The sequence below is a fragment of the Methanorbis rubei genome (assembly GCF_032714495.1).
Taxonomy (GTDB): domain Archaea; phylum Halobacteriota; class Methanomicrobia; order Methanomicrobiales; family Methanocorpusculaceae; genus Methanocorpusculum; species Methanocorpusculum rubei.
The window spans coordinates 192196-217689 of sequence record NZ_JAWDKB010000003.1; the positions used below are offsets into that span (position 1 = coordinate 192196).

General features: G+C 48.5%; 19 protein-coding genes. 6 read left to right on the top strand and 13 right to left on the bottom strand.

The window, feature by feature from the left end:
* Positions 1-253 precede the first annotated feature (253 nt).
* The 6 genes from McpCs1_RS04470 to McpCs1_RS04495 all read right to left on the bottom strand — a co-directional run bounded on the left by McpCs1_RS04470 (position 254) and on the right by McpCs1_RS04495 (position 8130).
* Entirely contained in the window at positions 254-1693 is a 1440-nt protein-coding gene (locus McpCs1_RS04470; RefSeq protein WP_338096061.1) for an aminotransferase class I/II-fold pyridoxal phosphate-dependent enzyme, read from the bottom strand.
* 389 nt (positions 1694-2082) lie between these two features.
* Positions 2083-2955: an A/G-specific adenine glycosylase gene (locus McpCs1_RS04475; protein ID WP_338096062.1), complete on the bottom strand. Its 873-nt coding sequence runs from the start codon at positions 2953-2955 to the stop codon at positions 2083-2085.
* 79 nt (positions 2956-3034) lie between these two features.
* Positions 3035-5587, bottom strand: coding sequence for a UvrD-helicase domain-containing protein (locus tag McpCs1_RS04480; protein WP_338096063.1), 2553 nt, complete (start codon positions 5585-5587; stop codon positions 3035-3037).
* 219 nt (positions 5588-5806) lie between these two features.
* Positions 5807-6109 (bottom strand): energy-coupling factor ABC transporter substrate-binding protein, encoded by a 303-nt coding sequence (locus tag McpCs1_RS04485; protein WP_338096064.1) that lies wholly within the window; start codon positions 6107-6109, stop codon positions 5807-5809.
* Complete coding sequence (locus tag McpCs1_RS04490) at positions 6106-6798, bottom strand: energy-coupling factor ABC transporter permease (protein ID WP_338096065.1); 693 nt, start codon at positions 6796-6798, stop codon at positions 6106-6108. Before McpCs1_RS04490 ends, McpCs1_RS04485 begins: the two co-directional genes overlap by 4 nt.
* A 390-nt stretch (positions 6799-7188) precedes the next feature.
* The gene (locus tag McpCs1_RS04495; protein ID WP_338096066.1) at positions 7189-8130 is read right to left on the bottom strand and encodes an HD domain-containing protein; all 942 of its coding nucleotides are present in this window, start codon (positions 8128-8130) and stop codon (positions 7189-7191) included.
* Positions 8131-8493: 363 nt separating this feature from the next.
* On the opposite strand from McpCs1_RS04495, the gene McpCs1_RS04500 reads away from it, so the two are divergent.
* Positions 8494-9297 (top strand): ATP-grasp domain-containing protein, encoded by an 804-nt coding sequence (locus McpCs1_RS04500; RefSeq protein ID WP_338096067.1) that lies wholly within the window; start codon positions 8494-8496, stop codon positions 9295-9297.
* Positions 9298-9508: 211 nt separating this feature from the next.
* On the opposite strand, the gene McpCs1_RS04505 is transcribed toward McpCs1_RS04500, so the two are convergent.
* Entirely contained in the window at positions 9509-9802 is a 294-nt protein-coding gene (locus McpCs1_RS04505; RefSeq protein WP_338096068.1) for a UPF0058 family protein, read from the bottom strand.
* A gap of 170 nt (positions 9803-9972) precedes the next feature.
* Here McpCs1_RS04505 and McpCs1_RS04510 point away from each other — a divergent pair, with 170 nt between their 5' ends.
* Positions 9973-11604: a putative manganese-dependent inorganic diphosphatase gene (locus McpCs1_RS04510; protein ID WP_338096069.1), complete on the top strand. Its 1632-nt coding sequence runs from the start codon at positions 9973-9975 to the stop codon at positions 11602-11604.
* Positions 11605-11937: 333 nt separating this feature from the next.
* Here the strand turns inward: McpCs1_RS04510 and McpCs1_RS04515 are convergent, their stop codons facing one another.
* Positions 11938-13437 (bottom strand): coiled-coil domain-containing protein, encoded by a 1500-nt coding sequence (locus tag McpCs1_RS04515; RefSeq protein ID WP_338096070.1) that lies wholly within the window; start codon positions 13435-13437, stop codon positions 11938-11940.
* Between the two features lie 84 nt (positions 13438-13521).
* On the bottom strand, positions 13522-14928 hold the full coding sequence (locus tag McpCs1_RS04520) for an AAA family ATPase (RefSeq protein WP_338096071.1): 1407 nt from the start codon (positions 14926-14928) through the stop codon (positions 13522-13524).
* Between the two features lie 569 nt (positions 14929-15497).
* Between McpCs1_RS04520 and McpCs1_RS04525 the strand changes: the two genes are divergently transcribed.
* Positions 15498-16376 carry a type IV pilin domain-containing protein gene (locus tag McpCs1_RS04525; protein WP_338096072.1) on the top strand — a complete coding sequence of 293 codons (879 nt, stop codon included), beginning with the start codon at positions 15498-15500 and terminating at the stop codon, positions 16374-16376.
* Positions 16377-16459: 83 nt separating this feature from the next.
* Here McpCs1_RS04525 and McpCs1_RS04530 read toward each other — a convergent pair whose 3' ends face one another.
* From McpCs1_RS04530 to tgtA, 4 genes are all read right to left on the bottom strand, one after another.
* Positions 16460-16900: a methylated-DNA--[protein]-cysteine S-methyltransferase gene (locus McpCs1_RS04530; RefSeq protein ID WP_338096073.1), complete on the bottom strand. Its 441-nt coding sequence runs from the start codon at positions 16898-16900 to the stop codon at positions 16460-16462.
* 4 nt (positions 16901-16904) lie between these two features.
* Positions 16905-18914 carry an ATP-dependent DNA helicase gene (locus tag McpCs1_RS04535; RefSeq protein ID WP_338096074.1) on the bottom strand — a complete coding sequence of 670 codons (2010 nt, stop codon included), beginning with the start codon at positions 18912-18914 and terminating at the stop codon, positions 16905-16907.
* A gap of 1001 nt (positions 18915-19915) precedes the next feature.
* The gene (arcS, locus tag McpCs1_RS04540) at positions 19916-21544 is read right to left on the bottom strand and encodes an archaeosine synthase subunit alpha (protein ID WP_338096075.1); all 1629 of its coding nucleotides are present in this window, start codon (positions 21542-21544) and stop codon (positions 19916-19918) included.
* Entirely contained in the window at positions 21541-22986 is a 1446-nt protein-coding gene (gene tgtA, locus McpCs1_RS04545; protein ID WP_338096076.1) for a tRNA guanosine(15) transglycosylase TgtA, read from the bottom strand. The genes arcS and tgtA overlap by 4 nt, the downstream gene beginning before the upstream one ends.
* 331 nt (positions 22987-23317) lie before the next feature.
* Here tgtA and McpCs1_RS04550 point away from each other — a divergent pair, with 331 nt between their 5' ends.
* From McpCs1_RS04550 to McpCs1_RS04560, 3 genes are all read left to right on the top strand, one after another.
* Entirely contained in the window at positions 23318-23599 is a 282-nt protein-coding gene (locus McpCs1_RS04550) for an autorepressor SdpR family transcription factor (RefSeq protein WP_338096077.1), read from the top strand.
* On the top strand, positions 23586-24224 hold the full coding sequence (locus McpCs1_RS04555; RefSeq protein WP_338096078.1) for an SdpI family protein: 639 nt from the start codon (positions 23586-23588) through the stop codon (positions 24222-24224). The genes McpCs1_RS04550 and McpCs1_RS04555 overlap by 14 nt, the downstream gene beginning before the upstream one ends.
* A 253-nt stretch (positions 24225-24477) precedes the next feature.
* Positions 24478-25473, top strand: coding sequence for a metal ABC transporter solute-binding protein, Zn/Mn family (locus McpCs1_RS04560; RefSeq protein WP_338096079.1), 996 nt, complete (start codon positions 24478-24480; stop codon positions 25471-25473).
* Positions 25474-25494: the final 21 nt, after the last annotated feature.

The following is a 25494-nucleotide window of genomic DNA, read 5'->3' on the forward strand; positions in this document are numbered from 1 at the left end:
ATGAATTTACAGGCAATCTTACTCTGCAGAATTCACTGCGCCGAGATTACATTATCATGTTACCCCCCTCACGGCTTAAAGGTGTCCATTGAAATAAAGGCCTATGGCCTGATTTATGGACTTTCGGACGTTATTCTTGGACTTCAAATACCCCCCTGAAAACTCCAATTCCCCATCCATGACCCGGGGGGGGTTAAATGGTTTCCGGGGGAAAAAATTTTCAGATTTTTCTCGCGCATGAAAAAAAGAAAAATTATTTTCCTACCATGACTTCGCCGAGTTCATTGACACCAATCACTTTTTCGCCGGACTCACGGAGGTTTTTGATGTAAATTATGACTTGTTCGGTGAGTTTTTCTCCGGGACAAACGAACGGGATGCCGGGCGGGTAGGGGATGATGGAGGAGGCACAGATTCTACCGGCACTTTTCTCGAGTGGAATGCGTTCTTTGTTTTGGGGAATTGGGAAGAGTTCGAGTTTTTCTTCGAACACAGCGTTCACGGATTTTTTTGGCGTGCGGGCTGCGCCTGCATGTTCGCGGCTTATTGCCGCGAGAGCGGCAATAAGCCGTTCCATGTGTTGTCTGGTGTTGCCGATGCCGGTCATGCACATGAGGATGTTGCCGGTAGTGAGTTCTGCGTAGATTCCTTTTTCGATGAGGAGCTGTTCGAGCTCTGCGGCATCGAGTCCTGCGTTGCTCATGTCAAGGTTGAGTTTGGTGATATCGAGGTTGATCGGTTCTTTGGTATCGAAGGGGTTGCCGATCACAACAAGCCCAGGAATTTTTCCTGCTTCTTGGTAGAAGTAGAGGAGGGCGTCATGCCACTCCTGCATCAGCTGATCTTTGTGCTGGTTGAGAATTGCGGCGTTGATGTCAAGCGAGGCCATGAGGAGGTAGGAGGGGCTGGTTGACTGGATCATCTGAAGTTTGTCTTCGAGGGTGTAGCGGTCAACGCGGTCTGAGTTGAGGTTGAGGACTGCACTCTGGGTGAAGGAGGCGAGCGTTTTGTGGACCGAGTTAATGACGATGTCTGCTCCTTCTTCTTCGGCAGATTTCGGCATGTCGGTGAAACCTGCGTCCTGGAAGAATTTGAGATGGGCGCCATGCGCCTGATCGATAATGAGGATTTTTCCATGAGAGTAGACGACGTCTGCGATTGCACGGATGTCAGAGCAGATGCCGTAGTAGTTGGGGGAGGGGAGGATGACTGCTTCTGCTTCAGGATTTTCTCTGATGCAGCGTTCGATCTCGTGTGCGGTGATTTCTCCTGAGATGCCGTACTCGTGAATGATTTCCGGGTATGCATATACCGGCTGGATGTCAGCAAGCACGAGTGCGTTGAAGATGGCTTTGTGGGAGTTTCTGGCCATGATCAGTTTTTTTCCTTTGGGAACTGATGCCATGATGGCGGCGATTACGCCGCCGCTTGTTCCGTTTATGAGGAGGTAGGATCTTTTTACTCCGTAGAGGTTTGCGTAGTTTTTCTGTGCGGTTTTGAGGATTCCTTCGGTCTGAAAGAGGTTGTCTGCGCCAGGAATTTCGGTGATGTCGCAGTCCATGATTTTTTGAAGGAAGGGCTCAAAGCCGAATCGTTGGTAGATTGCGGAGCCTTTGTGCCCCGGCATGTGAAAGGATACGGTCTGTTTTTCAGCGTGATCGAGGAGGAAGTTGAGGATAGGAAGGTTAGTCATGACATCTCCTTGTTGATAGAAACGTTGACGCGGGAGGGAGATTAGTATTGCGATGCCTGATATTTTTCTGTTCTTGGCCTCACAAGGAGTAACCACGTGACGCATGCCTTTGGCCTGCTCACCGCTTCGCGGGAATGCACGGAATATATTTTTCATATTTTGAGAGAGTAAAAAGGAATTAATTTTCTCGGAAATCTTTCCGTGCATTCCGGCGCCGCAGGCGTTCTCCGTGCATTTTATTCAGTGAAGCTCTGTGTACTCCGTGCATTCTGTGGTTATTTCAAACAAAACCACATGTCACAGAACCACATCGCGTAAGTTTTATTGGAGCAAAATGACGTGTCGAAAATTTTTCTCAACAAAAATTATTTTTTTCATCAGAAATAATTTTACCGCCGCATCCGATACTCTCCGTTCTCTTCCCGAACAAAAAATCCTTCACCACACATCTCGTCAAGAATTTTTTCAACCCGCTCACCCGACTTTCCCACCGCACACGCAATCTCTTCAATATTTTTTCCATCGCCCGCAAGAAGCATTCGAAGAACCGCACCCCTCACCTGTCGGTCAGAGCCTTCAAAGGCTGACTGCTTCACGTACTGGCGACTCCTCCGGTTCGGATTCGGCACTGAGGATTTTAGGGCTGTTCCAAGATCCATCAATGCCCAGTACCACTCGCGGGAGCGATTCATCAGAAGGCATGCGGTAGCAAGCGGAAGAATATCTCGGTCATCCACGACCGCATCGTCAGCGAAGAAGTAGTGGATGAAGACACGGCGGATGTTGGTCTCGATAAACACCACCGGGCGGTTGAAGGCAAATGCCGCAATCGAGCAGGAGGTGGCAGGACCAATTCCCGGAAGTTTTTCCAGCAGTTCCGGATCCTCCGGCAAAACGCCGCCGTACTCATCTGTTACCTGACGTGCGAGTTTTTGCAGCCGCAGAGCACGGCTGTTGTAGCCCATTCCCTGCCATGCGGCAAGCAGCTCGGCCTGCGGAGCTGCTGCGAGTGCGGCGAAGTTTGGAAACCTCTCGATGAACTTCGGATACATCGTTTCAACTCGCGGCACCTGCGTCTGCTGGAGCATGACTTCAGATACCACAATTCGGTACGGATCAAAATGCAGTCGCCACTCCATCTCATGGCGTCCCTTTGCCTCGTAGAACTCCATCACTTCGTCCTGAAAGTCGCGGACGAGATCAGGCGTCATGCCTGAACTGGCAAAACGCTGACGGAACTCGGAGATGAGATGAGGGGACATAAATGCATCATATTGTGTGTCGAATCTTACGAAAATAATTTGGGAAAACTGCATTCAGACTACAACAAAAAATTCAATACTATTTTTTCTGTGACGTATTTTTGCTCCGTGTCCCATGACATTCTGGATAGCGGCTGCAGCCATAAAATTCTCCAAATTTACCATGCCGGAGAGACATCAAGGAGCCACATTTCGGACAGAACACCTGTTGTTCGGCGGAGAATGTAGTCTTGGGACAAAAAATAATATTATCTGTGTCCTGTTTTAGTAATTCGTTAACGAATATCGAAACTTTTGAGTTTTGCTCTGGTACTGGGAGATACACGTTGTTTCGTGTTCTGGTAAGAGCAACATAAAACAACCTCCTCTCCTCCCCATACAGATATCCATCTTTCTGCGTGAGGACCAGTCGAAGAATCGGATCGTCTGCAATCTTATTTGGGAATCCTAATATATTGTTTTCCAGATTCAGTATGATAACATTATCTGCCTCCAATCCCTTGGAACGATGAGCAGTTAAAAATTCCACAACAAGTTTAGGATACTTTTCAGAAACCACAAATACCTGATTATGATCAGAAGTTCTGATTTTTTTCAGGGAAAATCCTGTACCAAATATGCATAAACCATCGCGTTCAATGTCACTGTTTGTCCTTCCCAGAACCATTATCGTTGCCTCTTCACCAAACTTTGTGACAATATCTTTAACAATATCTTTCAGCGCCTCTGCTGGGGATTTTTGATATGACACAATCCTGATTGGATGAACGTGATGGGATGCAGAGCGTAGATCCTTTTTCAACTGTTCAGGATTTGTCATCACAAATTTTCCGGCAGAATTTACTAACTCTTGGGAATTGCGGTAGGTCTTTTCAATTTTTAATGTAGCAGTATATCCAAAATATTTTGCAAAATTAGTAAAGAGCCCAATATCAGATCCAGCAAACCGATAAATCGATTGCCAGTCATCCCCCACACAGACTACTTTTGCCTGTGTTTTGTCACGAATTGCCTGAATAAGTCTGAATCTACCAACTGAAATATCCTGAAACTCATCAACTATGATGTATCGATAGGGGAGGGTAAGATGGCCTGATGTCACAGCAGCTGCAGCTTGATTGATCATATCCGCAAAATCAATCAGATTATCGGTTTTTAACTGATCCTGATATCTGGTAAATATCGGCGAAACAATATCAAGAAACAGTCTCTCTCTTTCACGAAGATAAGGGTTCGACGAAAGATCTTTTCTGAAGGTGGAGGATGGATTGTTGGTATATCCGTTGGATTTGTACAATGTAATAAATTCGGCAATCAGATTCAAAAAATCAAAATAACCGTGCATATACTTGTGTTCCAGCCATGCGGTGTACATTTTGGTAAGATCACATGTTTGGAATATGATATCATGAGAACAAAGCAACTCCTCCAGTTTTTCTAAAAGAATACCATCCTTTTGATAATAGGAATATGTTTCAAGCAATATAGTGCCATGTTTTTTGTGAATCTCACGCTTCCAGTCAATTCCGAGTTTGTATTCTCTCTCTTTCTCCGGTGATAACCAAGGAACAGAACCATCAGCCGAGATACCAAAATGTTCAAGATACAGATCATAATCTGGCAAGTAAAAATCCGGCTGATAAGTTTTTTTCAGAGGATCATCTGTACTGAAGGGATATGGTCGCTCGTACTCATATCGTATCCCATGCAAAAACAGATAATTTGCAATTACCAACTCCTCAAAACTTTTCACTTTCTCGAAAGCGTGCGTAATGCGGTCTTCCTGCTGAACTTTGTCTATATAAGATTCAGCTTTAGATCGCAATGTTTCAAGTTGAAGATTTTGACACACGGCAGTTACATCCGACATGTTCTGACAGTCTTTGAATTCGGTAGGAATATTCAGATAACTACCGAAATATGTCATAATCGTTGCGATCTGTGAGGGATTTTCTCCGAGTGATTTGAAATACTGCTGAATACATGATTTTAACAAATATTCTTCCGCAACACGGGGCTGATATCCTTTAGATGTAGTAATCAGACTCAATCCCAGTTTATGAAAGGTTTTTGCGTCGATTGAAACATCCATTCCTCGAGATACACGATTCCTTAGCTCCTCCGTTGCTTTATTGGTATAGGATATGAGAAGAATTTCGTTAGGATTGATCTGTTTTTTCTCAATAAGATATCGTACTTTTCCGCAGATTGTAAGTGTTTTTCCAGTACCTGCACCGGCAATGACGAGGATATTGTCTTCATCCGTTACGGCAACCGTACGTTGTTGAATATCCAAGGATTTTCCATCAATGTCATCAAAAAATATCTTCGTGGCATCCAATTCTTTTTTGATGAATTCTTGGTTCCAGTCGTCGACGTATGATTGTAAATGTGAGTAGGTATCAAGAAATGTTTTTTCATTTTTCTCAAATGAGTACCACTTCGGAAGATGATCAAAATATGAGCAGACATTTTGAAATCTGTTCTGTAAATTTAGGACATCTTGGTGAGCAATGAAATTTTTCTTGAGAATATCCAGCTGAGAATAAAAATCAGCAGTGGATGTATGCATCTCGTGATAGATCACATCCTGTCGTATTTCTTTAGTTAGTCTCTCTCGTTCAGCTGACAATTTTCTTTTTCTGTGAATAACAATCCAGATACAGCCACAGCTTATGAGAAGAAGAATGAGTAATACGATGAGTAATTCACCAAATATCATTGATATATTGCCTCAGTATTTATAATGTAATTTTCTATTGGGATAATAATATCTAAAATTAGTGTGATAAAAATAGATTCGGGGATGTCCAAATCCCCACAAGAACATAATGTCCACACGATTTTTTACTTACTCATCATCTTTTCTGCCCTTCGCCCCTCTCCAGTATCCGAAGAAGTAGCCCACAATAACCGCTCCGATAGCCGCCTGCACACAGAAGAACAGCGACTCAATCTCTCCGCTTGGCGGCTCCCAGATTGGATTGAACCAGGGCTCATACCCGCTCTCGTCAATCATATCCGCAGCTCCGCCGTCAGCTCCACCCCAGCCTTCTTCTCCTTCAGCGCCGGAAGGGATCAGCAGAAGAGTGCCGATAACAAAGATGACGATGACTGCAATGCCGAGAATAATTTCAATCGTCGCCCGGTTCATGCTGCCTCACCCTGAATCTTTGCTATCTCGTCATCACCAATGATGCCGAGCTTCTTCAGAATGTCAGGCTTCACGCGGACGATGTACTTTGCCACAAGACCGCAGATGATACCCTCAATGATTGCGAGCGGAATCTGCGTGACTGCAAAGATTGCCGCAAACGCAATGAATGCCGAAAGAATGCTGCCGTCAGCAGGGAACGCAAGGGCAAGCTGCAGAGAGGTAACCGTGTAGGTCACAAGGTTTGCAACAGCCGCGGTCACGAACACCGCAAGACCAAGACCGACTTTGCTTTTTCTCAAAGCCACGAACACGAGCCATGCAACAAACGGTCCTGCGATTGCCATCGAGAACACATTTGCGCCAAGCGTCGTAAGACCGCCGTGCGCGAGAAGAATTGCCTGAAATACCAGTACGATGGTTCCAAGAACCGACGTGATCCATGGACCGAAGAATGCAGCGGACAGACCGGTTCCCGTTGGATGGGAACAGCTTCCGGTAACTGACGGAATCTTGAGTGCAGAGAGTACGAAAACAAATGCACCGCAGACCGCCATCAGAGGAAGAACGCGTCTGTCCTGCTGTATCATCTGTTTCATCCTCCACAGACCATAGATGACACAAGGTGCTGAGAGCACAGCCCACAGCACACACCATTCGATGGGGAGATACCCTTCCATAATGTGCATTAAAATTAATTGGTATAACAACTATTTATTTGTGTTCAATTCAAATCGAAATGAGTGTGAGTAATATTTATTGTGTTGCGGCGTGGGCGTCCGGGCATCTGAAAGGTGCATGAGATGATCCCGGAATCATTTTTCCAGTCAGTGCCGCACTACGGTTGTGTGATGCGGATATTTTCATAATTTGATGAAAATATCCGATTTATTGGCAGGATATATGTCGCATTTCATGGACCTTCATAGAGGGCAAATAAGGCTCTTAAAATTTCGGGAAGGGTATTTCATCGTCCGAAAAAACCCTGGCCGGATGAGGTGACCGGTTGGATCATATAATGACGCGGTATATGGGAGTATTTTTCCCTCCCTATCCGGCATTTTGAAAAAAAGGAGGGGTTAGACTGCTTTCCAGAGGAACTTTTCACTGCGGAGACCTTTCTTTTTCTGGCCTTTCGGTGTTTCGGCGAGGTCGTCTACAATGCTCCTGAGCATGGAGCTTGCTCCGTCCGCCTGATTGACGAGCCATGCTTCAGCAGTGAGCGGCACGACATCGCCGTAGATGCCGTGATGGGACTGGATGATGTGGCGGAGCTGTAAGAGCTGCGACTCGGAGATGAGATTTTTGTACTCATCGATGAACATGATGCCCATGGTGATGTGTTCGATTAAGTTGTAGGTGTCGTTTGGCACGTAGCCGTAGCCGACTTTGTCGAAGCAGAATATTTTTCCGATGTCATGCAGAACCGCTCCGGCGATGACCATGTCGCGGTTGATCTCGGTTCTCGGCATTGTTTCAACCAGATTCAGGGCAATCTTTGCGGTCTCAAGCGAGTGCTCGCAGAGTCCGCCGGTGTATTCATGATGGCGGCGGATTGCTGCGGGGCATTCGTAGAATCTCTGATCCAGACAGCAGGCGACGAAGAGTCTGAGGTCTCCGTTGATGATACTTGCGACCAGTTTCTGCAGCTCGGCTGCGTTGCCTTTGATGTCAGCCGGCGTAAAGATGAAGTCAGTTGCCTGTCCGTTCATCAGAGTAACCGGCTGGCCCGTGAGTGATTCCAGTGTCTGTGTTGATTCTGAGTGTACGTAAATATCGCCGGTCTGTTTTGCTTTACCAACGCCGTTTACTGCGTAGACAGCTCCGGTTTTTACCGCACGTGCGGCTTCGACGACGTTTGTGCCATAGGCTTTGCACTCGATCGTTCCCGTCCGGTCAGCGAGTGTCATGTAGAGAAACTGTTCGCCGTGTTTGTTGCGGAGATCCGCCCGCTTAATCAGGAATAGCGATTTTACTTCGGTTCCGTCCGCGATATTATTTATGTAGAGGGTTTTTTCCATGAATATTTCCGTGCTATGTAGTTGGGGGTCCGGCAATAAATGGTTGTTTGATTCGGTCTGCGGGAATTTTCTGTAGGTGGTTTTCCTTGGAGTAACCACGGAATTCCACGGAAAAAAACACGGAGAACGCCTGCGGCGCCGGAAAACACAGAAAGCCTAAGGAAGTTGGCGTCTCAAAACAGTGACCAACTACACATACCCGTACTCTTAGGCTTTCCGTGTTTTCCATAAGCGAAGCGGTATTCTGTGTTTTTTTCTGTGGTGCTCCGTGTGTTCAGTGTTTTCCGTGGTTACTCCAAACGAGACCAAAATTTGAATTCCAAAAGAAATCCTTATGATTTGGGCGGGCATACAGAAGTGGCAATGATTCATATAATTCCCAAACCCACCGATACCCCGACCGATAACTCGACCGGCATGGTGATGGCGGAACTCAAGCGGATGAATGTCCCCTTTGAAGTTCTCAACCTTGCCTCGGTTGACCCCTTCAACTTGCCGGTCGACGGCGAAACCATCTGGGCATGCGGCATTAAGCAGGACGGCGTACAGTTTGAACTCCTCAAGGCGCTCGAACTCACCAACCGCGTCATCAACTCTCCTGAGGCAATCGCTACCTGTGCAAGCAAAGTAACTACAACCGCCATGCTGATCAATGCCGGAGCGCCAAGCCCTGACACCTGCTTCACGAACGACAAAAAAGTCGTCGCCGATTTTCTCGCGGCCCATGACGGCAAAGCAGTCTACAAACCAATTTACGGATTTGATGGAAACGGCATCTATCTCTTCAACTCAGTTGATCAGATCACTGAGACAGCTCCCTACTATGTACAGGAGTACGTCAAAAACGACCGCGATTTCCGCATCTTCGTCATAGGAAACAAAGCTGTCGGCGCAATCAAACGCGAGTCCGATCACCTGACTCACAACATCCATCAGGGTGGTTGCGGCACAGCAGTAGAAATCCCAGTCGACATGCGTGCGGCAGCAGAAGCTGCCGCACGTGCTGTCGGCATCGACTACTGCGGCGTCGATCTTCTGCCGCTTGAAGACGGAGGCTACACCGTCCTCGAAGTCAACGGAACCCCGAACTGGCACTGCATGACAGCCCCCATCCCCAGACTGCTTGCCGAGTATCTGGTCGAACAGGATAAACTCGGGAAGTGCTGAAAAATTTAAAACGCGAATCACACGCCGTTTCGTCGTGCTCATCGCTTCGCAGAATAAAAAATCGCCAATGGCGATTTTTGAGAATTTATTATAATTACTTATTTTTGGAAAAAAAATTTCCATTCCGAAATGCGATGACTATTTTTTTGAAAAATCGCCATTGGCGATTTTTTATTCGCGCTATTCGTGCTATTCGCGTTTCAACACATCATTACGAATGTTCGCGTTCGGATTCCATCTCTTTCAACGTCTTCTCCGCAAGCTCCTTCATACGTGTTGGAATACCGCGGGAAGAAATCGTCTCAAACTCCTTCATCGACGCCGCAAGTTCAGAACCAAGGATAAAAATTGCATATTTGTGCTCAAGCTTGCTGCGATTGATCTGGTCAGGCTGGATCTTCAGTGCAGTATATTGGGGGAATTTCAGATCCGGATTGATCGACTCAAAGTACTCCTTTATATCGAAAAATATCTGGTGCAGTTCGATAAGCTCTTCCTTATGCATGTGTCATACAAGTGAGAATTCAGACAACATAAGCATTTGTCAGAAACCATTTTTGGGGTATATGAACATTATGCGGAGAGGCAGTGCAGGCAACCTGCCGCGGGCACAATAACTATCACTGCTTCCGTTCAAATATATACCACAATTCCAATCACCAACAGGAGACAGCTGTGAAAACTGTGAAAACCATCTATGTAATCGGCCACCGACACCCTGACACCGACAGTATCTGCAGTGTTATAGGTTACGCCGCATATCTCAATACACTGGGCGGCGGCCAGTACATCGCCGCCCGCTGCGGTGATCTCAACGCCGAGTCCAGGTTTGCCCTAGAGAAATTTGGCGTTGAGGCTCCGGAACTTATCCTGAATGTTGAGCCTTCTGTCGCTGACATTCCGGTCACCTACTCCCAGAGTGCGACCGCGAACACACCGACAATCGACGTCATCGAAACAATGGACGCAAATGATCTGCGAAATCTGCCGATCACCGATGCCGCAGGAAAACTGATCGGTCTTGTCAGTGAGCACGGTCTTGCCCACGCTTATGTCAGCACAATCAAGCGGGAAAATCTGGTTATGTCGCCGATGCCAGTCGAGACTCTCGCACGGATTCTCTCAGCAGACATCCGCGTCCGCAAGCATGATGTCCTCGAAGGTTCGGTCTACATCTCAATCGATGCGCTGCATGTGATTCTCTCCCGCATCACTGCAAAAGATATCGCCATAGTCGGTGACGACGAGCCTACCCAGCTTGCTCTGGTATCCGCAGGAATCGCGGCTCTGATAATCGCTGACTCGGCACCGGTCGGCGACCGTGTGCTTACGGCTGCCGAGGCCAGAGGAGTGACGGTCCTCTCGACCGATGTTGATGCGTTTGGTGTTGCAAAGACGATTCACCTGACTCTCCCCGCAGAGATGATCATGGCGACCGATGTGCCAACCGTTCATATGGGCGACACGCTTGAGTATGTGAAGGAACTCGTTTCCAACTCGAAGTATCGCACGGCTTGTGTTCTGGATGAGAACGGCAAACTGATCAGCACGATCTCGCGCAACTCGTTGATGGATGATGTGGAGAAGTCGGTGATTCTTCTGGATCACAATGAGTACAGCCAGGCGGTCGAGGGAATTGAGACTGCTGATATTATTGAGATCATTGATCATCACCGCCTTGGGGCAATGGCAACCTTGCAGCCGATCCGTTTTGATCTTGAGCCGGTTGGTTCAACCTCAACGATTGTGACCAGGAGATTTATGGAGTCAGGGATTGAGCCGGAGAAAGGGGTTGCGGGTGCTCTTCTGTCAGGAATTCTTTCTGATACCCTTGGGCTGAAGATGTCGACGTCGACGAAACTTGATGAGGATGCTGTCTCTTTCCTCGCAAAAATTGCTGATGTGGATCCAACAGCTTATGCTCAGGAGCTGATTGCAGAAGGTATGTCGCTGTCGGGTGTGTCCCAAAACGAGCTGCTTGACCGCGATACGAAGGAGTACAGTCTTTCCGGCAAGCGGGTGATTGTTGCTCAGATTCTGACGCCTTCGTATGAGTATGCACAGAATCAGTCTGAGGAGATTTATGCGGCTCTGCAGATGAAGATGCATGAGTCGAATGCTCCTGATATCTATATTGCGCTGTATACGAGTGTGTCAGAGATGGGTTCTGATATGTTTGCGGTTGCGGATGAGTCGACGATGATGAAGATGCACTGGGGCAGAAAACCGATGCATCTTGAGGGCGTTGTGTCGCGGAAGAAGGATTTCGTTCCACGCTTCGGACGTGCTCTGGCAAATCTTTTGTAAATATTTTTTTTCTTTTTTTGTGGGAATTTTTTTTGTCCACGTCCTCGCTTTGAATAACCACGGAATGCACAGAACACACAGAGTTTCACTGAAAAATGCACGGAGAACGCCTGCGGCGCCGGAATGCACGGAAATATATTTTTCATATTTTTAGAGTAAATAAAATAAATTATCTCGGAAATCTTTCCGTGCATTCCGGCGCCGCAGGCGTTCTCCGTGCATTTCATTTTTTTCCGTGAAGCTCCGTGACATTTCCGTGCATTCCGTGGTTACTCAAAATGAGACCAAGGATAGAAACAAACAAAAAAAAGTGATTATGAGAGATGAATAGTATTACTGTTCTTCTGCTTCTTCAGCATCTTCCGGAGCATCAACTGCATCGGCTGCTGCTCTGGCAAGCATAGCCTTCTCAAGCTTCTGCACCTTCGCCGAAAGCGACGGAACCGTCAGGACAGTTGCGTCACGCTCTGCCGGCGGGTTCATCCGTGCGGTATGCTCGTACTCGGCAATATCTGCTGCTACATCGGTCGGCAGATTCTCGGCCTTCTGCAGAAGCTCCAGCATCTCATTGCTGAAGTAAGTGTCAAGCACAATCTTTCTCTTCGCTGCATGGCTCAACTCACCGATAAACTGGCAGATCTGATTCAGCTCGAACGGAGTAATCTGGCGGGCGAACTCGTACTCCTCAATTCTGTGAAGTGTGCGAACAACCGCTTCAAGCGCCTCAGGCGTAACCACAAATACTGTGCAGCGTGTAGACTCATACACAAACTCGGTCAGCTTGGATGCAACAAGGTTCGGCACCACAAGATATGCCTCGCCGCGGACGCCGTCCTCTTTTGCTGACTCGAACAGCTCGGCAGCTTCTGCTGCAACACGTCCCTCAAAGGATGCAACCTCGTCAGGGGACGCAGGAGACACCGTGTTGAAGAACACAAAGCTGCTGTTGACCAGCACCGCAAAATCAGGGTGACCAGTGCCGTGATAGGTCGCCTCGGTCTTCAGACCAAGGTTCAGGTCAGCACAGACTTTTTCCAGAATGGTGCCGACATGTGCATGATGACCGTCAAAGACCTCCACCATATCCTGGCGTGCGGCTAAGTCAGCTGCTGCTCTCTCCTCGGAAAGTTTTGCCGAAAGTGCGTTCAGACGCTCAGCCTCGGTCGCAAGAGCCGCATACTTTGCATCGCGCTCGCTCACATGTGTATTGATCTCTTCCTGGCGTGCAGAGTTTTCCTTCACCGCTGCATCGATTGCCTTCCTGAGAGCGTCCATCTCTGCCTCGCGGGAGAGGTACTGCTCGCGGAAGATTCGTGCCTGATCATTATCTGCCAGATGAGCATTGCGTTCTGCGGTAAGTTCAGTAGCAAGACTGTCGCGTTCGGAGACAACGCAGTTGTAGTTTCCGGTAAGTTCAGTGTACTGATCGTTCAAGGCCTGCAGTTCAGCCTGACGCGAACCTTCCGCAGCCCTCCACTGTTCGGCAGAGTTTGCATTCGCAGATGCAGTCTTCGTCATCTCGAACAGTTTGCTCTCCAGAACATCCTTCTCCTCTGAAAGAGCGTCTCCGTCGTTGTGGAGATCCTCGTTCATGGATTTTATTTCTTCCAGACGAAGAGTCAGCGCATTGATCTCAGCCTCCTGATCTGCAGCAAGACACTCTGTCTCTGCAAGCCTCTCTTGTGTCTCCGAAAGAGTGCCGGTTACGGCCTTATACTCTTCCTCTGCGGTTGCCGCTGCCGCAGTGATCTTCTTCCAGGAGAAGAGGCGAGCCCCCACACCGGCATCGCGGACCTTTCCGAAGAATGTATCAAGATTTTCCGAATCGCTCATAATCTAATCAAGAAAATATATGTGTGTCCTATCAGATAATACATTCGCATTTCCCAATAGAAAAACAAGCAGAAAAAAGGGGAGTTAGCGGGTCTGGGTCTTTTCATAGACCACAAACCGCGCAACCGTTCTGACCGCTGCGATCACTTGTGAAGGGGTGATCACTTCGACCGAACAGGCCGGAGATGCATACAAAGTCTTCGTAATATACATCATGCACTCGTCCGGGACAACGATGAACGCTTCTTTGCGGCAGTTTGCGGTGCCAAGGCCGGCTGCCAGTTTCTTTGCAGTCTCGCGGACTTTGGCGTCTGCACCACGCAGCTCTTCGTAGGACTTCGGGGCGAAGGGTGCGAACACGACATGGTGACCGCTGATTGTCGCGAGGAATCCGTACTTCTCTTCTGCCGGCGCTGTTCCTGCGGCATCAGTGATGGCGGACTTCGTGCGCAGGGGATGCTCCTTCCATTCATCGAGAATTTCTGAAGTGATGGCAGAGTAGGTGGAGAGCGTATCCTTTTTTGCGCAAAGGTCAGACTCAAGCGAGTGTTTGGTCTGTTCGAGATGACTGATCTCGCGGGAGAGTTTGGCCTGCTGTTCCTTGAGTTGTTCCTGCTTGGTTTGGTTTTCCAAGTTGGTCTTTACTGATGCAAATCCTATCCGGTTGATGTCGTTGAGCATCTGCCTTTTGACGTCATGCAGTTCGCTGAGTTCTCTTTTGAGTTCCTCAGCCTCCGCACATTTTTCGTCAAGGTCAGTTTTGAGACGGTGAATTTCAGTTAAGTCGCACTCACGCTGGTACTTCCATGAGTCCACCGTCCGCGTGAGTTCGTGGATGGTCGGAACAAACAAGCGGCTTCGTTCGTTGAAGTCTGCGTTGAGTGTTTCGATCTCTTTTTCGTGGGTCAGAGTGAGGCGGGAAATATTTTCTTCGGAGGCTGCAACACTATCGTTTTTCTCGCAGACGAGTCCGGCGTAGTCCGAGGTTAAGACATGGTATTTGGCATCAATTTCCGCAAGTTCAGTTTTATTTTCGGCAAGCTGTGTTTCAAGTTCCTGATATCTTGTAAGAGAGCTCTCCAACTCTGCTTCGAGCCTGCTGATCTCACTCATTTTGGCTGCAAGTTCGATATGCTGATTATGAATCTCCAACTCTTTTATCTTTTCATCATCAGACCAGTTTTGTGAGTTAGCTTCGTAGCTGTCCTTGAGAAGCTGGTGCGCGATTGTTTCGCCAGCAAGTTTCTCGGACAATTGGATGAATTGGATGGTTGCCTGTTCATATTTTTCGGTGAGTGCTGCGTTCTCGCACTTGAGCTGATCGATATTTCTATTTGCCGAAGAAAGTGAGTTCGCAATTTCCAGATATTCATTTTCCGCAGATACTATCTCGGATTGGACTTTTCCCCACGAAAATAATCGTTCCGAGACACCAGCGCCGGATAGTTTCCGGTATCGGTCTGAACCGCCAGTAGTATTATTGTCAACCATACCTCTGATACCTACTATATTTATATCATCATCGGTATTTAAGATAAATGTTCGTTTTTTAGTATCGCTGAAATCGCCAGAAAAATATCAGAGTTTGGGGGCAGGAGTTTTTCGAGCGAAAAAATAATTTTTGTTTTGAGGAAAATACGAAAATATTTCGTTGATTTTTCTGAGAAAAAAGAGGTGACTCACCGGCGAGTGAACAGGATAGAGATCTCAAACACCTATAATTTTTTCAGGTAAATTTTTTCGGAAAAAAATCCGACCCAATCTTTTTTGTGGTGTCTGGGGTTTGTGTTTCCTTTCAAACAAAAATCCGCCCGCCACTCAGCAGACATCTTTCTTCAACTTCGATGGATGTTTCACGCGAGTACACGGGATGATATCACATCTATGAAATCATGATATGCGAGGTTATTTTTCAAATGTTAGGACATATATCGAGATATACTCTCAAATAGCCCCATATTGAGAGTGTTTTTACCAACAAAAGACGATTCGGTTTGCAGATAATTATATTATTTCTGAAATCCAAAATACCATACTAAAAGGGAGATAGGCGGTGAAATATGGTGCTGATAAATGCCAAAAATAATGATAATGCGGTTTCGCCGGTGATTGGAACGATCTTACTCGTGATGATAACAGTGGTGCTCGTTGCTATTGTCGCAATCGCTGTGATGGGTATGGCAGGCAATCAGTCAGGGTATGTCGTCGGAGTTACGGTGGGTGCCGCAGATTCAGGGAATGATGCGGTCGTGACACTGTACAGCAGCAAAAATCTTCCTGAGTTGGTAAAGGTCGAGGTAATCGATGCCGGCTCTTCGCTTGGAGAGTTTGTTGAGGTATGGAACGGAACGGCAGGTTCTGCACCGGTCGGCGTTCCGTTCACGGCGAAGAAGGTTGCGAGGCCTGCTGAGGAGATGCAGTCATACTCGACGGAACTTTCGGTGCGGGGAACATTTGCTGACGGAACAGAGCAGGTGCTGCTTATGCAGGATGTGATTTTTTCGGGAGTAGAAGAGGTGGTGGAGGGGCCGACAATTGCTTTCGATAATAAAGTGGAGTGGGGTTATCAATATAGTATCGAACCCGAACAAGGTAGTCAAGTGCCAGTTTCTCAAGGGACATTATTGGACTTTGGAAATGGAGAGTATGTATATGTTAAGGATACTGGTGCAGGATATTGGAAAGGTAACGTGGAGGCAGGTTATAAGAGAAGTCAATTTATGAATACGGTTGGTAGTGGTGGTGCGTTCATCCCAGTGGATATTACACCAGAGAAAATCCAGAGTGAACAATCACTGAATAGCGCAACCACATCCATTACAACATCTGATCCTATAGGGACAGTGTATCGTGATGGTAAGGGGACATTATACATGATGATATCTCCTGCTAATTGGGGTACGAACAGGGTGATTAAAATAGGTTCAATAACCCCTTAATATTTATTCGATTGAACAGGATTTTTGCAAAGTCTTTGATCTCCATCACCAAGACTATCGCATTCACGCAATATTTTTCCCCATCACCCTCTTTTCTTCTTCCCCTCCATCTTCAGCAGATCCCTCTTGATCTGCAGATCAGGCGTGAAGCCGCCGAGCGTTCCGTCAGATGCGGTAACGCGGTGGCAGGGAACGATCAGTGAGGTAGGATTTCTCGCCATCGCATTGCCGACAACCCGTGGATGTGTATCAGCTACAAGAGCAACCTCGCGGTACGTCCGCGTCTCCCCGTAAGGAATTTTCGACACCGCCGCATACACGCGTGAATACGCGTTATCTCCGGAAACCGCAGCGGACACAAGCGGATCAAACGAATCAACCCGGCCCGCGAGAAACTTCGTGAACTGCACGGGAACCGGACCCTCAGGTGCGGTTCTGACGAACTGCACCTGATACACAACATTTCCCTCCCATGAAACAATAACCTTCCACAGCCCGAAGCTACATGAACCTGTTTGCATCATCCCATCACTTCCATTTCGCAAGAATTCCAGGCAACGTATCTGCGTCGCACTCTTTGAGCTCTGCCTTCATCCAGGGCGGAAGTCCGGAAAAGATCTCAGGATCCAAAAACCGTTCCTCGCCTAAGATAAGCACGCCGCGATCCGTCTCGGTTCGGAGAACGCGGCCGAGCGCCTGCAATGCCTTGTTCATCGCAGGAAGCGTATAGGCGATGAACTCTCCTTCGCTTCCAAACTTTCGCTTAAAGTAGCTGTTCACCATCCGCCTCACTTGTGTAAACGGTGCCAGAGGAAGACCAATCACCATCGCCGCAGTCAGTTGATCGCCGCGGTAGTCAAGCCCCTCGCTCCATTTTCCTCCGCAGACCGCAAACATCACGCCCGACTTTCGCTGACTCGGAAGGCTGATGAACTCCTTGAGTGCTGCGTTCGCCTCCTCGGTCTCGCGTGGCTCGATGAACACCTGCTTTGACCGAATTTTTCCATCACAGAGCTTCGCAAACTGCGACTGCAACTGGTACGAAGGGAAGTATATCGCAATGTTTCCGGGAAGCTTTGCGAACGCAAGAATGTAGGCGGTGATAGCCGCCGTATTTTCCGAGTTCTGCCGCCGCGAAAATGCAGTCGTGATATCACGGCTGCCGAGCACCAGACGATTCTCTTTTGGAAACGAGTTCGGCAGAGACAACGTCCCAACCGGCATCTCGCCGAAATAGTAACGCCGATAGGACTCTACCGGCGCAAGAGTTCCGCTGATAAGAACGGTCGCCGCATGCATCGAAACCATCTCCTGCAACCGGTTTGCCGGATCGATGTTTCTCACCTCAAGATTTACCGCATCCCCGTCTTTCACATAAACCGTCAAAAATGCCGGGTCGGATGAAGACCGGTAAATCCTGAACAGAAACTCGCACAGCCGTTCGATTGCCGTCTCGCGGTACTCAGCCTTCTGAATACTTGCCTCGCGAAGCGTCTCCTTAATCGACAAAAGATCATCTAAGATGTCGTCGAGTTTCGTGTAGAGCGAACCCTTGATTAACAATCTGTTAAAGATTGTCGGATCAAACCAGTCCTCCACCTCGTTCGACCGCCTCAGTCCATTCATGAACTCAGCAATTCTCGGCAGAACATGACGGACCGCATCAGCCCCGCGAACCTTTCCGCGGATCGAGGCGAGCTCATGCGAAGCATTTTCGATATCAGTCTCGCTGAGACGGATGCTCTGAATGCCCTGCACCACATCGCCGAGATTGTGGGCTTCGTCAAGAAGCATCATCACGTCCGTTGGCTCGCATTGGAGAGTCACATACAGCTGTTCGCGAATATCGTCGTTGAAGAGGTGATGATAGTTGAGAATCACCACGTCAGCCCCGCGAGCCGCAGAAAGCATCAGATCGTACGGACAGACGCTGCCGGCAAACTCATGCAGATCGGCTGGCATGACAACACCCTTCTGTGCCCGCTCGGCTTTGGTTCGCATCTCAGGAGACGGGATGAGTCTTCTCCCGCCGTCCTCTCCCTGCACAAATACACGGCTGTTCACAAAGTAGGGACAGATCATCGGATGATCGCGGTCCTGCTTTCGAATTTGTTCAAGGATCATCTTGTCCTTTGACGGAACCATCGAACCGCGGTCTGCCCGCTCCTGCATGAGAGCGGTCGAGAATGCTTTCACTCCCTCGCATCTGCGGTAGACATCGCCGTACCCGCCTAACGGACACATGTTTCCTTTGCCGATCAAGTAGACGAACTTGAGGTCACGCTTTTTCTTCTGCCTGATGAGTTCAAGTTCGCGGATGAAGATCTGCAGCTGCGAAATTGTTCTGACCGCAACAAAAATTTTTTTGCCGTTTGCCTCGGCAAGCAGGGGAGCGATCACGCTTGACTTGCCGCTTCCGGTTGGTGCATCCACCATGAGAATGCCGCCTTCCCGAGCGGTCTTTGCTACCGCTTCCAGCATCTCTTTCTGGTTGTTGCGGTAGGACTGATAGGGGAAGTAGTCGGCGATGGATGACATTGATGAGTTAGTATTGGACCTCCAGTAATAATGGAGTTACGCTTTGTCTGGTTTAACATCTTTCATCTTGAACCGCCCACGGAAAAACGGAACACACTGAAAAAAAACATCACGGAGCAGACGTGAACAACACGGAATCCGAAAACAATTCATTTCTGTGATGTTCACGCCTCTCAGTGATATTTTTCGGTGAATTTCCGTGTGCTCCGCTTTTCTGTGGGAGAAAAACCATTGAAAAAAAGTATTGGGGTATCCGTTGTGTGTGGGGATTATCGGATACCGACTATGAATGAATGCTTGTGTGTGGTGGTTGCTTGTGTGATGTTGCTTTTCTGTACAAATCACGACTCTGTAGCAGTCGTGATTCAATATTATTCAGACTTTGTAGCCGAATAACATTGTCTGTTGTGATCTTTTCAGGATTTTTCCCGAACTCTCACAACCATATACAAATAGAACTCCGCTGTATAAAACCTTTTACATAATGTGTTGGAAGCTCGTCATATTTTCAGACAAACTGAGAAAACAATTTTGATACGAAAAGGTGAGGCACGCGATTAATGAGTCTTATCGCGTGCCATAGGTTCGGCTTGTGGAGAACCGTATACCCGTTTTTTGGAGAGTATGTGTGTGTGGTATGAATGTGTATGTAACTGTCCGAAGGCTGGAAGACTCTGCCGGTCTTTGGACAAACTGTAGCTGTGGTTGGGGCAAGGGTGTTTTGCCCTATTCTGGCCTGTTCCTTCTGGTGATTCACAGATCTTGCCACTATCACAAATCCTGCCGGCAGCTTTCAATTCGGGGGCAAAAGCTGCCTTCGGAACTGGAGAGTGCAGTTCTGTAACGAGTGCCGACCCCTCCCCGGAGTTCTCAGAGTCTGGAGCCTTCACTCGTTGATAGTATAGTACGTCACAATCCTATAAAGGAGTATATTTAGTACCAAAATTTTTTCAGAAAAAGAGGGATATGTTGTATTTGAAGATTAAGATCTAACCAAAGGTTCACATCTTTTTTGTCTTGCGCACGCGGACGGCAACGCCGCGGGAAGAGCGAAGCATCTCATCAGCACTCATCGCAGCTTTTCCGGTCGCAAGATACCCCGAACCGGTCACATAGACCTCATCGCCTTCACGAATGTTTGGATCACAATTCAGAATACCGGGCGCAAGAATATCTCCCTGCGGCACAAAACCATCGCTGATCGTAACGCGGTAACCGGAGATGAACTGCCAGCCTTCCATCGTCGGTCTGAGAAGGCCGGTCGAGCTGTCGATGGAAAATATCTGCTGTTTTTTGTCAAAGATCTTCTGTTCAGGATACCTGCCTTTCGTTATCCATCCTTTCGTATCGACAAGTTCGCCGAACTGCCAGGCAAGCGTTCCGCGAATGGGGTCGGAGCGGCGTTTGCGGCAGTCGTGCAGGGCATTGTTCAGCGCCCGCAACGAGTCTGGGGAAGAGGGGCGGTCGTCATTGCAGGTGTGTTCAAGAACAACGCCCGCTTTTTCTGCAGCAGCAGTTGCCACGGCTTTTGCTCCTCCTTCGAGATGACAGATGACTTGTTCGTAACGATGCTTTGCAAGATATGCTGCAACGTACTCGACAAGGATTGCCGACTCTTCGCGGTCCCAATATCCGGTTACCGGTACATCATAGTGGCCGGCAGGATAGAGAAGTTCAAGCTCGCGGGGCACGACACCCAACGGCGAGGTGATGATGACCTCGTGTGCCCGACCTTCGACAACTCTCTGAAACTTTTGATGAGTTTTCGAAAGCGAGTAGGGTTTTCGTGCGGCGCAGGGCAGGAGGACGCAGACATCATTTCGCGAAGGAACAAATCTGTTCACCACGCGGTCTTCGAAGAATGCAATCTCCGGTCGCGTCATGGACTCGGCGGAGTTTGCCATGAAATGTGAGGACCGCACAGCAGGCAGAGCGGCTGAGGTGACTGGCGATCGGTCAAGATGACGGAGCAGGCCTACCTGTTCGGCATGAAGTCTGCATCGCTGCTCAATCAGCTCGCGAATCTGTCCTGACTCGATCCATGTTTTCACCACAGCAATCTCGCGGTCGAGAGCGAGTCTGTTATGCAGAGCAAGGTCGCCTGCCTTGCATCCTTCGCAGCCGCAGACGCCCTTCTCCATATAGGATGCATCGAACTCGCCTTCGGTCATGCAGAATTTTTTCTGGATGCTGGCGAGATCGACTGCGGTGTAATCAAAGAGATCAAAACCGGTCGCTATCAGCATCGCAACATTTGACGGAAGTGCGGATGCCGGAGAGTAGCGGGCAGTGTCTGGCGGAGTTCTTGCAAAAAGCGGAGAGAGATACTCCACATATCTGCGGGCGTTTCCGAGGACCGACCGCCAGCCGGGAACCATCACGACGTCGCCGGACTCTGCGGGGCAGTCTGCAAACGGATGGAAGGAGACCGGATCTTTACCAGCCACATAATATTTGTCTGCGTCAGACTTTGGTGCGGAAAGCGGGAGGTTGGTGAACGGCCGATTCAGCAGCGAGGGAAACAGCCTGAGTATGTCGACTGCTGCCGGAGTTTTTATCTCTTCGTCACCGACGCGGAGCATGCCGGTTCTGGCAAGGCCGTCGCGGACTCTCGCGTCAAAGACGCTCATACAATGACCTCGCAGTCAGGGAATGCGGTTCTGAACTGAGGTGCCCACTTCTCTGTTGTGGAGATGGTGACTTTGGTGTCAGGGTTGGTGGCGAGAAGTGCGGCAAGACCTTTGATGCCATAGGCAACCATGACCTCATCCCAGGACGGGATTTCGCAGGGACCGACCGGAAAAGTCTCGGCAAGCTCGTACGGCACCGGACCAAACGGTGGTTTGAATCCAATGACTTCGGCGAAGCGTGAGGGAATCGGTCCTCCGGCATCAATCAAAGAGACCTCCGCGAGTTTTACTCGTGGAATCATCTCATGATACTTTTTGACCTCGGTTCTGTCGCAGGATTCTGAACCGCGATAGAAGAATCTGCGTTTGGTTGCACGGTCGAGGTGTTCGAGCTCTGCCGCACGGTCCAGCAGTCTGCGGTATCCGTCAAGAAGCCTCGGGTGTGCACGGCAACGTTCGTCGACGAGTTCCCAGAGGGTTCCTTCCTGAACCGCCGCACGAACGCGGGAGATCTCTGCCATGGTGACGGCGAGGTTGTGGTAGGCGAGGAGCTTCTGTTTGTCGGGAGATTTTCTGAGTTCGTCCGCGGTGTGCGAGCGGCAGACCGGGCAGGCGCAGGGAAGCTCGCTCATCTCTTCGAGTTTGAGGGTGCCGGACGGCGTGATGTAGCGTCCCTCTTTTGCGTAGAGTGCGTAGGCTGCCGAGTCGAAGACGTCACAGCCGAGAGCTACCGCGAGGGCAAACATGGACGGGTGTCCTGCGCCGAAGAGGTGGACGCATGCTCCCGGGTTGAGACCTTTTTTGGCGGCGATGATGACGTCGACGAGTTCGCGGTACCGGTAGGATTCCATTAACGGGACGACCGCCCCAACCGGACAGTAGGCAAACTCCATCTCAGAAACCGCTCTGCCTGCGGACTCGCGGAGGTCTTCAAAGACTGCTCCCTGGACCGGTCCTGAGAGCGGTGCGTCGGGTCCGAAGATCTCTTTTGCCTCACGCATCCGGTCCATGGTGATCTGCATCTGGGCAATGACCTCTTCGCGGTCGGTGTCCGGATGCGTCGGAATGTCAAGAGGCACCCAGATGTCAGAGCCGATATCACGCTGGAAGGAGATCGTTTCCTCATTAGTGATGTCCACACTTCCGTAGACCGACATCTGAAATGATCCTGAGTCGGTCATGATGAGGCCGTCGAAGTCGAGGACATCATGCAGTCCGCGTTCGAGCGCCTGGTCACAGTACTCCTCGCTCTTGGAGAAGATGTAGGCGTTGGTGATGATTCCTTCCACGCCCATCTTCTTCATCTCGGACGGCGGAATTATCTGCAGGTGGGGGTTGACGACCGGCAGGAGTGCCGGGGTTTTGATGGTTTTGTCGCCGACTTTGAGTTTGCCGACGCGTCCTGCGATGTCTTTGTGGATTACTTCAAAATATATGCCCATTTTTTGTATCTGCTCCCTTAGGAAAATGTCAGCGTTTGATTGGTATTTGTTTGGCGGGAGTCCTATTAAATCTGGGGCTTTGAAAGAATTTTTCGAACAAAAATTGATTTTCTTTCATGGGGATTTTTGTCTCCGGTTTATTTGGAGCAACCATGAAACACGCGTAGCTCCGAGAAAAACACAGAATCTCGCTTTCCTTGGAAAAAACATGGAATATTCAAGAGAATAACTTCAGACAACAGAAATAATTTTTCTATCACTAACCCTGCAAACTATTTAGAAAAATATCTAAATACATTCCAGACAGAAAATATACCCAAGGCGGCACGCAATGGGATTTCCGGAAACCTTCAAAGCTCTCTCTGATCCTGCGAGACGGAAAATTCTCGTCATGCTCAAATCCGGCCGGATGTCCGCCGGGGAGGTCGCCGCAAACTTTGCGATGACAAACGCCACCATCTCCTACCATCTCTCCCAACTCAAAAAAGCCGGTCTTGTACTGGAACACAAAGAAAAAAATTTCGTGTACTATGAACTCAACATCTCAGTCTTTGAGGAACTGATGTTCTGGATTGCACAGTTCAAAGAGGAAAACCCGAATGAAAAATCTTGACCTGACCCTGATCCTTACTTCAATCGTCTGCCTTCTGCCGATTATTCCTGGTCTTGTGCTCTACGACCAGCTGCCGGACCAGCTTATCATTCACTGGAACGCGTCAGGCCAGCCGGACGGTTACGCACCAAAAAATATCGTGCTCTTCGGCATGCCGCTGCTCTTCTGCGGTCTGAACATTTTTCTCCAGTTCGTGCTTCGGACGGATCCGAAGATCAACAATGCTTCCGTGATGCTGGTCGCATTCAGCAAATGGATAATTCCCATCATTGGCATAATCGTGATGTCGCTCACGCTTCTTGCAGGACTCGGCATGGATGTCCCGATCAATGTGGTGATCCCAATTGTTATCGGTATGATATTTGTGGTGATAGGAAATTTTCTGCCGAAATCAAAACAGAGTTACACTGTCGGCATTCGCCTGCCGTGGACACTGAACAGCGAGGAAAACTGGAACAGAACACATCGGCTTGCAGGATATCTCTGGATGGCAGGCGGAGTTGTGCTGATTTTGTCTGCGTTCCTCACGCCCGCGTGGATGTTTGCGGTACTGATGAGCGCAATTATCGTGATGGTTGCGATTCCGTTCGCCTACTCATACAGTCTGTATCGAAAAGGGGTATAAATCCCCTTTACTCTACTGCGATGTAGAGATAACAGTGAGTTATTCCATCTTTAGTGCGGACCAGATCATTTTCCATGTTTTTTCTCAACATCTCCTCCACCATATTTTTACAGAGTCAATTCTATTTACACAAGTCTCTCTAAAGGCATTGGGATGCACACACAACTTAAATAAAATAACTCATCACCAATCGTGATACGAATAAAAAAATACGTATGATACATTTATATCAATTTTGCACCAATGATTACATATGAAAAAACTGGTGGTTTTTCTTACACTGCTCCTCGCCCTTGGTCTTCTTGTGCCTGGTGTTTCGGCAGTAAACATTGTAACAACCATGCCAAATCTCTGGGATGTGGCGGGGGAAATCGGCGGAGACTCAGTCATCGTCATGTACGTTGCCCCACCCGCGGCAGTTCACGTCTCCAGTGATACTATTGATGCCCTGCTTCAGCAGAACAGCGAGTTCATCAGAACTGCCGACATCTTCCTTGGACAGGGTGGATCAATGGACGGAACAGTCATCACCAAAGTAACTGAGTTCCGCAAAAAAAATTTCGATGAAGACACTGACTGGCTTCTCTTAAGCAACGTCTCCAAAGATGCAGTTCCGAATGTAACCGTCGCCTACGACAATCCGAAAGTTCTCCAGGGATACAGCGAAACAATTACGTACCTCCTCTCTACCGCTGATTCTCTCAACGCATCGGTGTATCAGAAAAATCTCAATACCTATCTGAAGAAAATATCCGAAGAAACAAAACTTTCCGCAGACGAACAAGATATCCTCTCAAACATTCCCATTATCTGCCACTTCCGGATCAAAAATCAGGCAGTCAACTGGCTTGGCATGGACTGCATTAACTCCTACCCTGATCCGACAACAGCAAAGGATTTGATCGATGATATCCATCAAAATCCGAACAAGTACAAATCCATTGCTGCAAACTCTTCTATTGGAAAAATAGTTGTCATCGAAAACATTGTCGCAGGATCTGACATGGGCATTGGAGTACACGAGGCACTCAAAGATACCGGAGTTCCCTGTGAAAGAATTATCTTCCTCAATCTTCCAAAATCAGCTGAAAACGTTGATACCATTTTCGACTACTATGCGTACAACAAAAATCTCATCCTCTCTCTTGCATCCCCCTCTGAAACACCAACAACAACACAATCTCCAGTTGGTCCCGGCCTTGCCTTTGTCGGTATTCTCGGTGCTGCCCTCCTTCTCAGGAGAAACTAACTCTATTTTTTTACTACGAAA

Bases quoted from the DNA above. Each gene is read 5' to 3' on its own strand.
- McpCs1_RS04470 (WP_338096061.1), bottom strand. From the start codon at position 1,693: ATGACTAACCTTCCTATCCTCAACTTCCTCCTCGATCACGCTGAAAAA.
- McpCs1_RS04475 (WP_338096062.1), bottom strand. From the start codon at position 2,955: ATGTCCCCTCATCTCATCTCCGAGTTCCGTCAGCGTTTTGCCAGTTCA.
- McpCs1_RS04485 (WP_338096064.1), bottom strand. From the start codon at position 6,109: ATGAACCGGGCGACGATTGAAATTATTCTCGGCATTGCAGTCATCGTC.
- McpCs1_RS04490 (WP_338096065.1), bottom strand. From the start codon at position 6,798: ATGCACATTATGGAAGGGTATCTCCCCATCGAATGGTGTGTGCTGTGG.
- McpCs1_RS04495 (WP_338096066.1), bottom strand. From the start codon at position 8,130: ATGGAAAAAACCCTCTACATAAATAATATCGCGGACGGAACCGAAGTA.
- McpCs1_RS04500 (WP_338096067.1), top strand. From the start codon at position 8,494: ATGATTCATATAATTCCCAAACCCACCGATACCCCGACCGATAACTCG.
- McpCs1_RS04505 (WP_338096068.1), bottom strand. From the start codon at position 9,802: ATGCATAAGGAAGAGCTTATCGAACTGCACCAGATATTTTTCGATATA.
- McpCs1_RS04515 (WP_338096070.1), bottom strand. From the start codon at position 13,437: ATGAGCGATTCGGAAAATCTTGATACATTCTTCGGAAAGGTCCGCGAT.
- McpCs1_RS04520 (WP_338096071.1), bottom strand. From the start codon at position 14,928: ATGGTTGACAATAATACTACTGGCGGTTCAGACCGATACCGGAAACTA.
- McpCs1_RS04525 (WP_338096072.1), top strand. From the start codon at position 15,498: ATGGTGCTGATAAATGCCAAAAATAATGATAATGCGGTTTCGCCGGTG.
- McpCs1_RS04530 (WP_338096073.1), bottom strand. From the start codon at position 16,900: ATGATGCAAACAGGTTCATGTAGCTTCGGGCTGTGGAAGGTTATTGTT.
- McpCs1_RS04535 (WP_338096074.1), bottom strand. From the start codon at position 18,914: ATGTCATCCATCGCCGACTACTTCCCCTATCAGTCCTACCGCAACAAC.
- arcS (WP_338096075.1), bottom strand. From the start codon at position 21,544: ATGAGCGTCTTTGACGCGAGAGTCCGCGACGGCCTTGCCAGAACCGGC.
- tgtA (WP_338096076.1), bottom strand. From the start codon at position 22,986: ATGGGCATATATTTTGAAGTAATCCACAAAGACATCGCAGGACGCGTC.
- McpCs1_RS04550 (WP_338096077.1), top strand. From the start codon at position 23,318: ATGGGATTTCCGGAAACCTTCAAAGCTCTCTCTGATCCTGCGAGACGG.
- McpCs1_RS04555 (WP_338096078.1), top strand. From the start codon at position 23,586: ATGAAAAATCTTGACCTGACCCTGATCCTTACTTCAATCGTCTGCCTT.
- McpCs1_RS04560 (WP_338096079.1), top strand. From the start codon at position 24,478: ATGAAAAAACTGGTGGTTTTTCTTACACTGCTCCTCGCCCTTGGTCTT.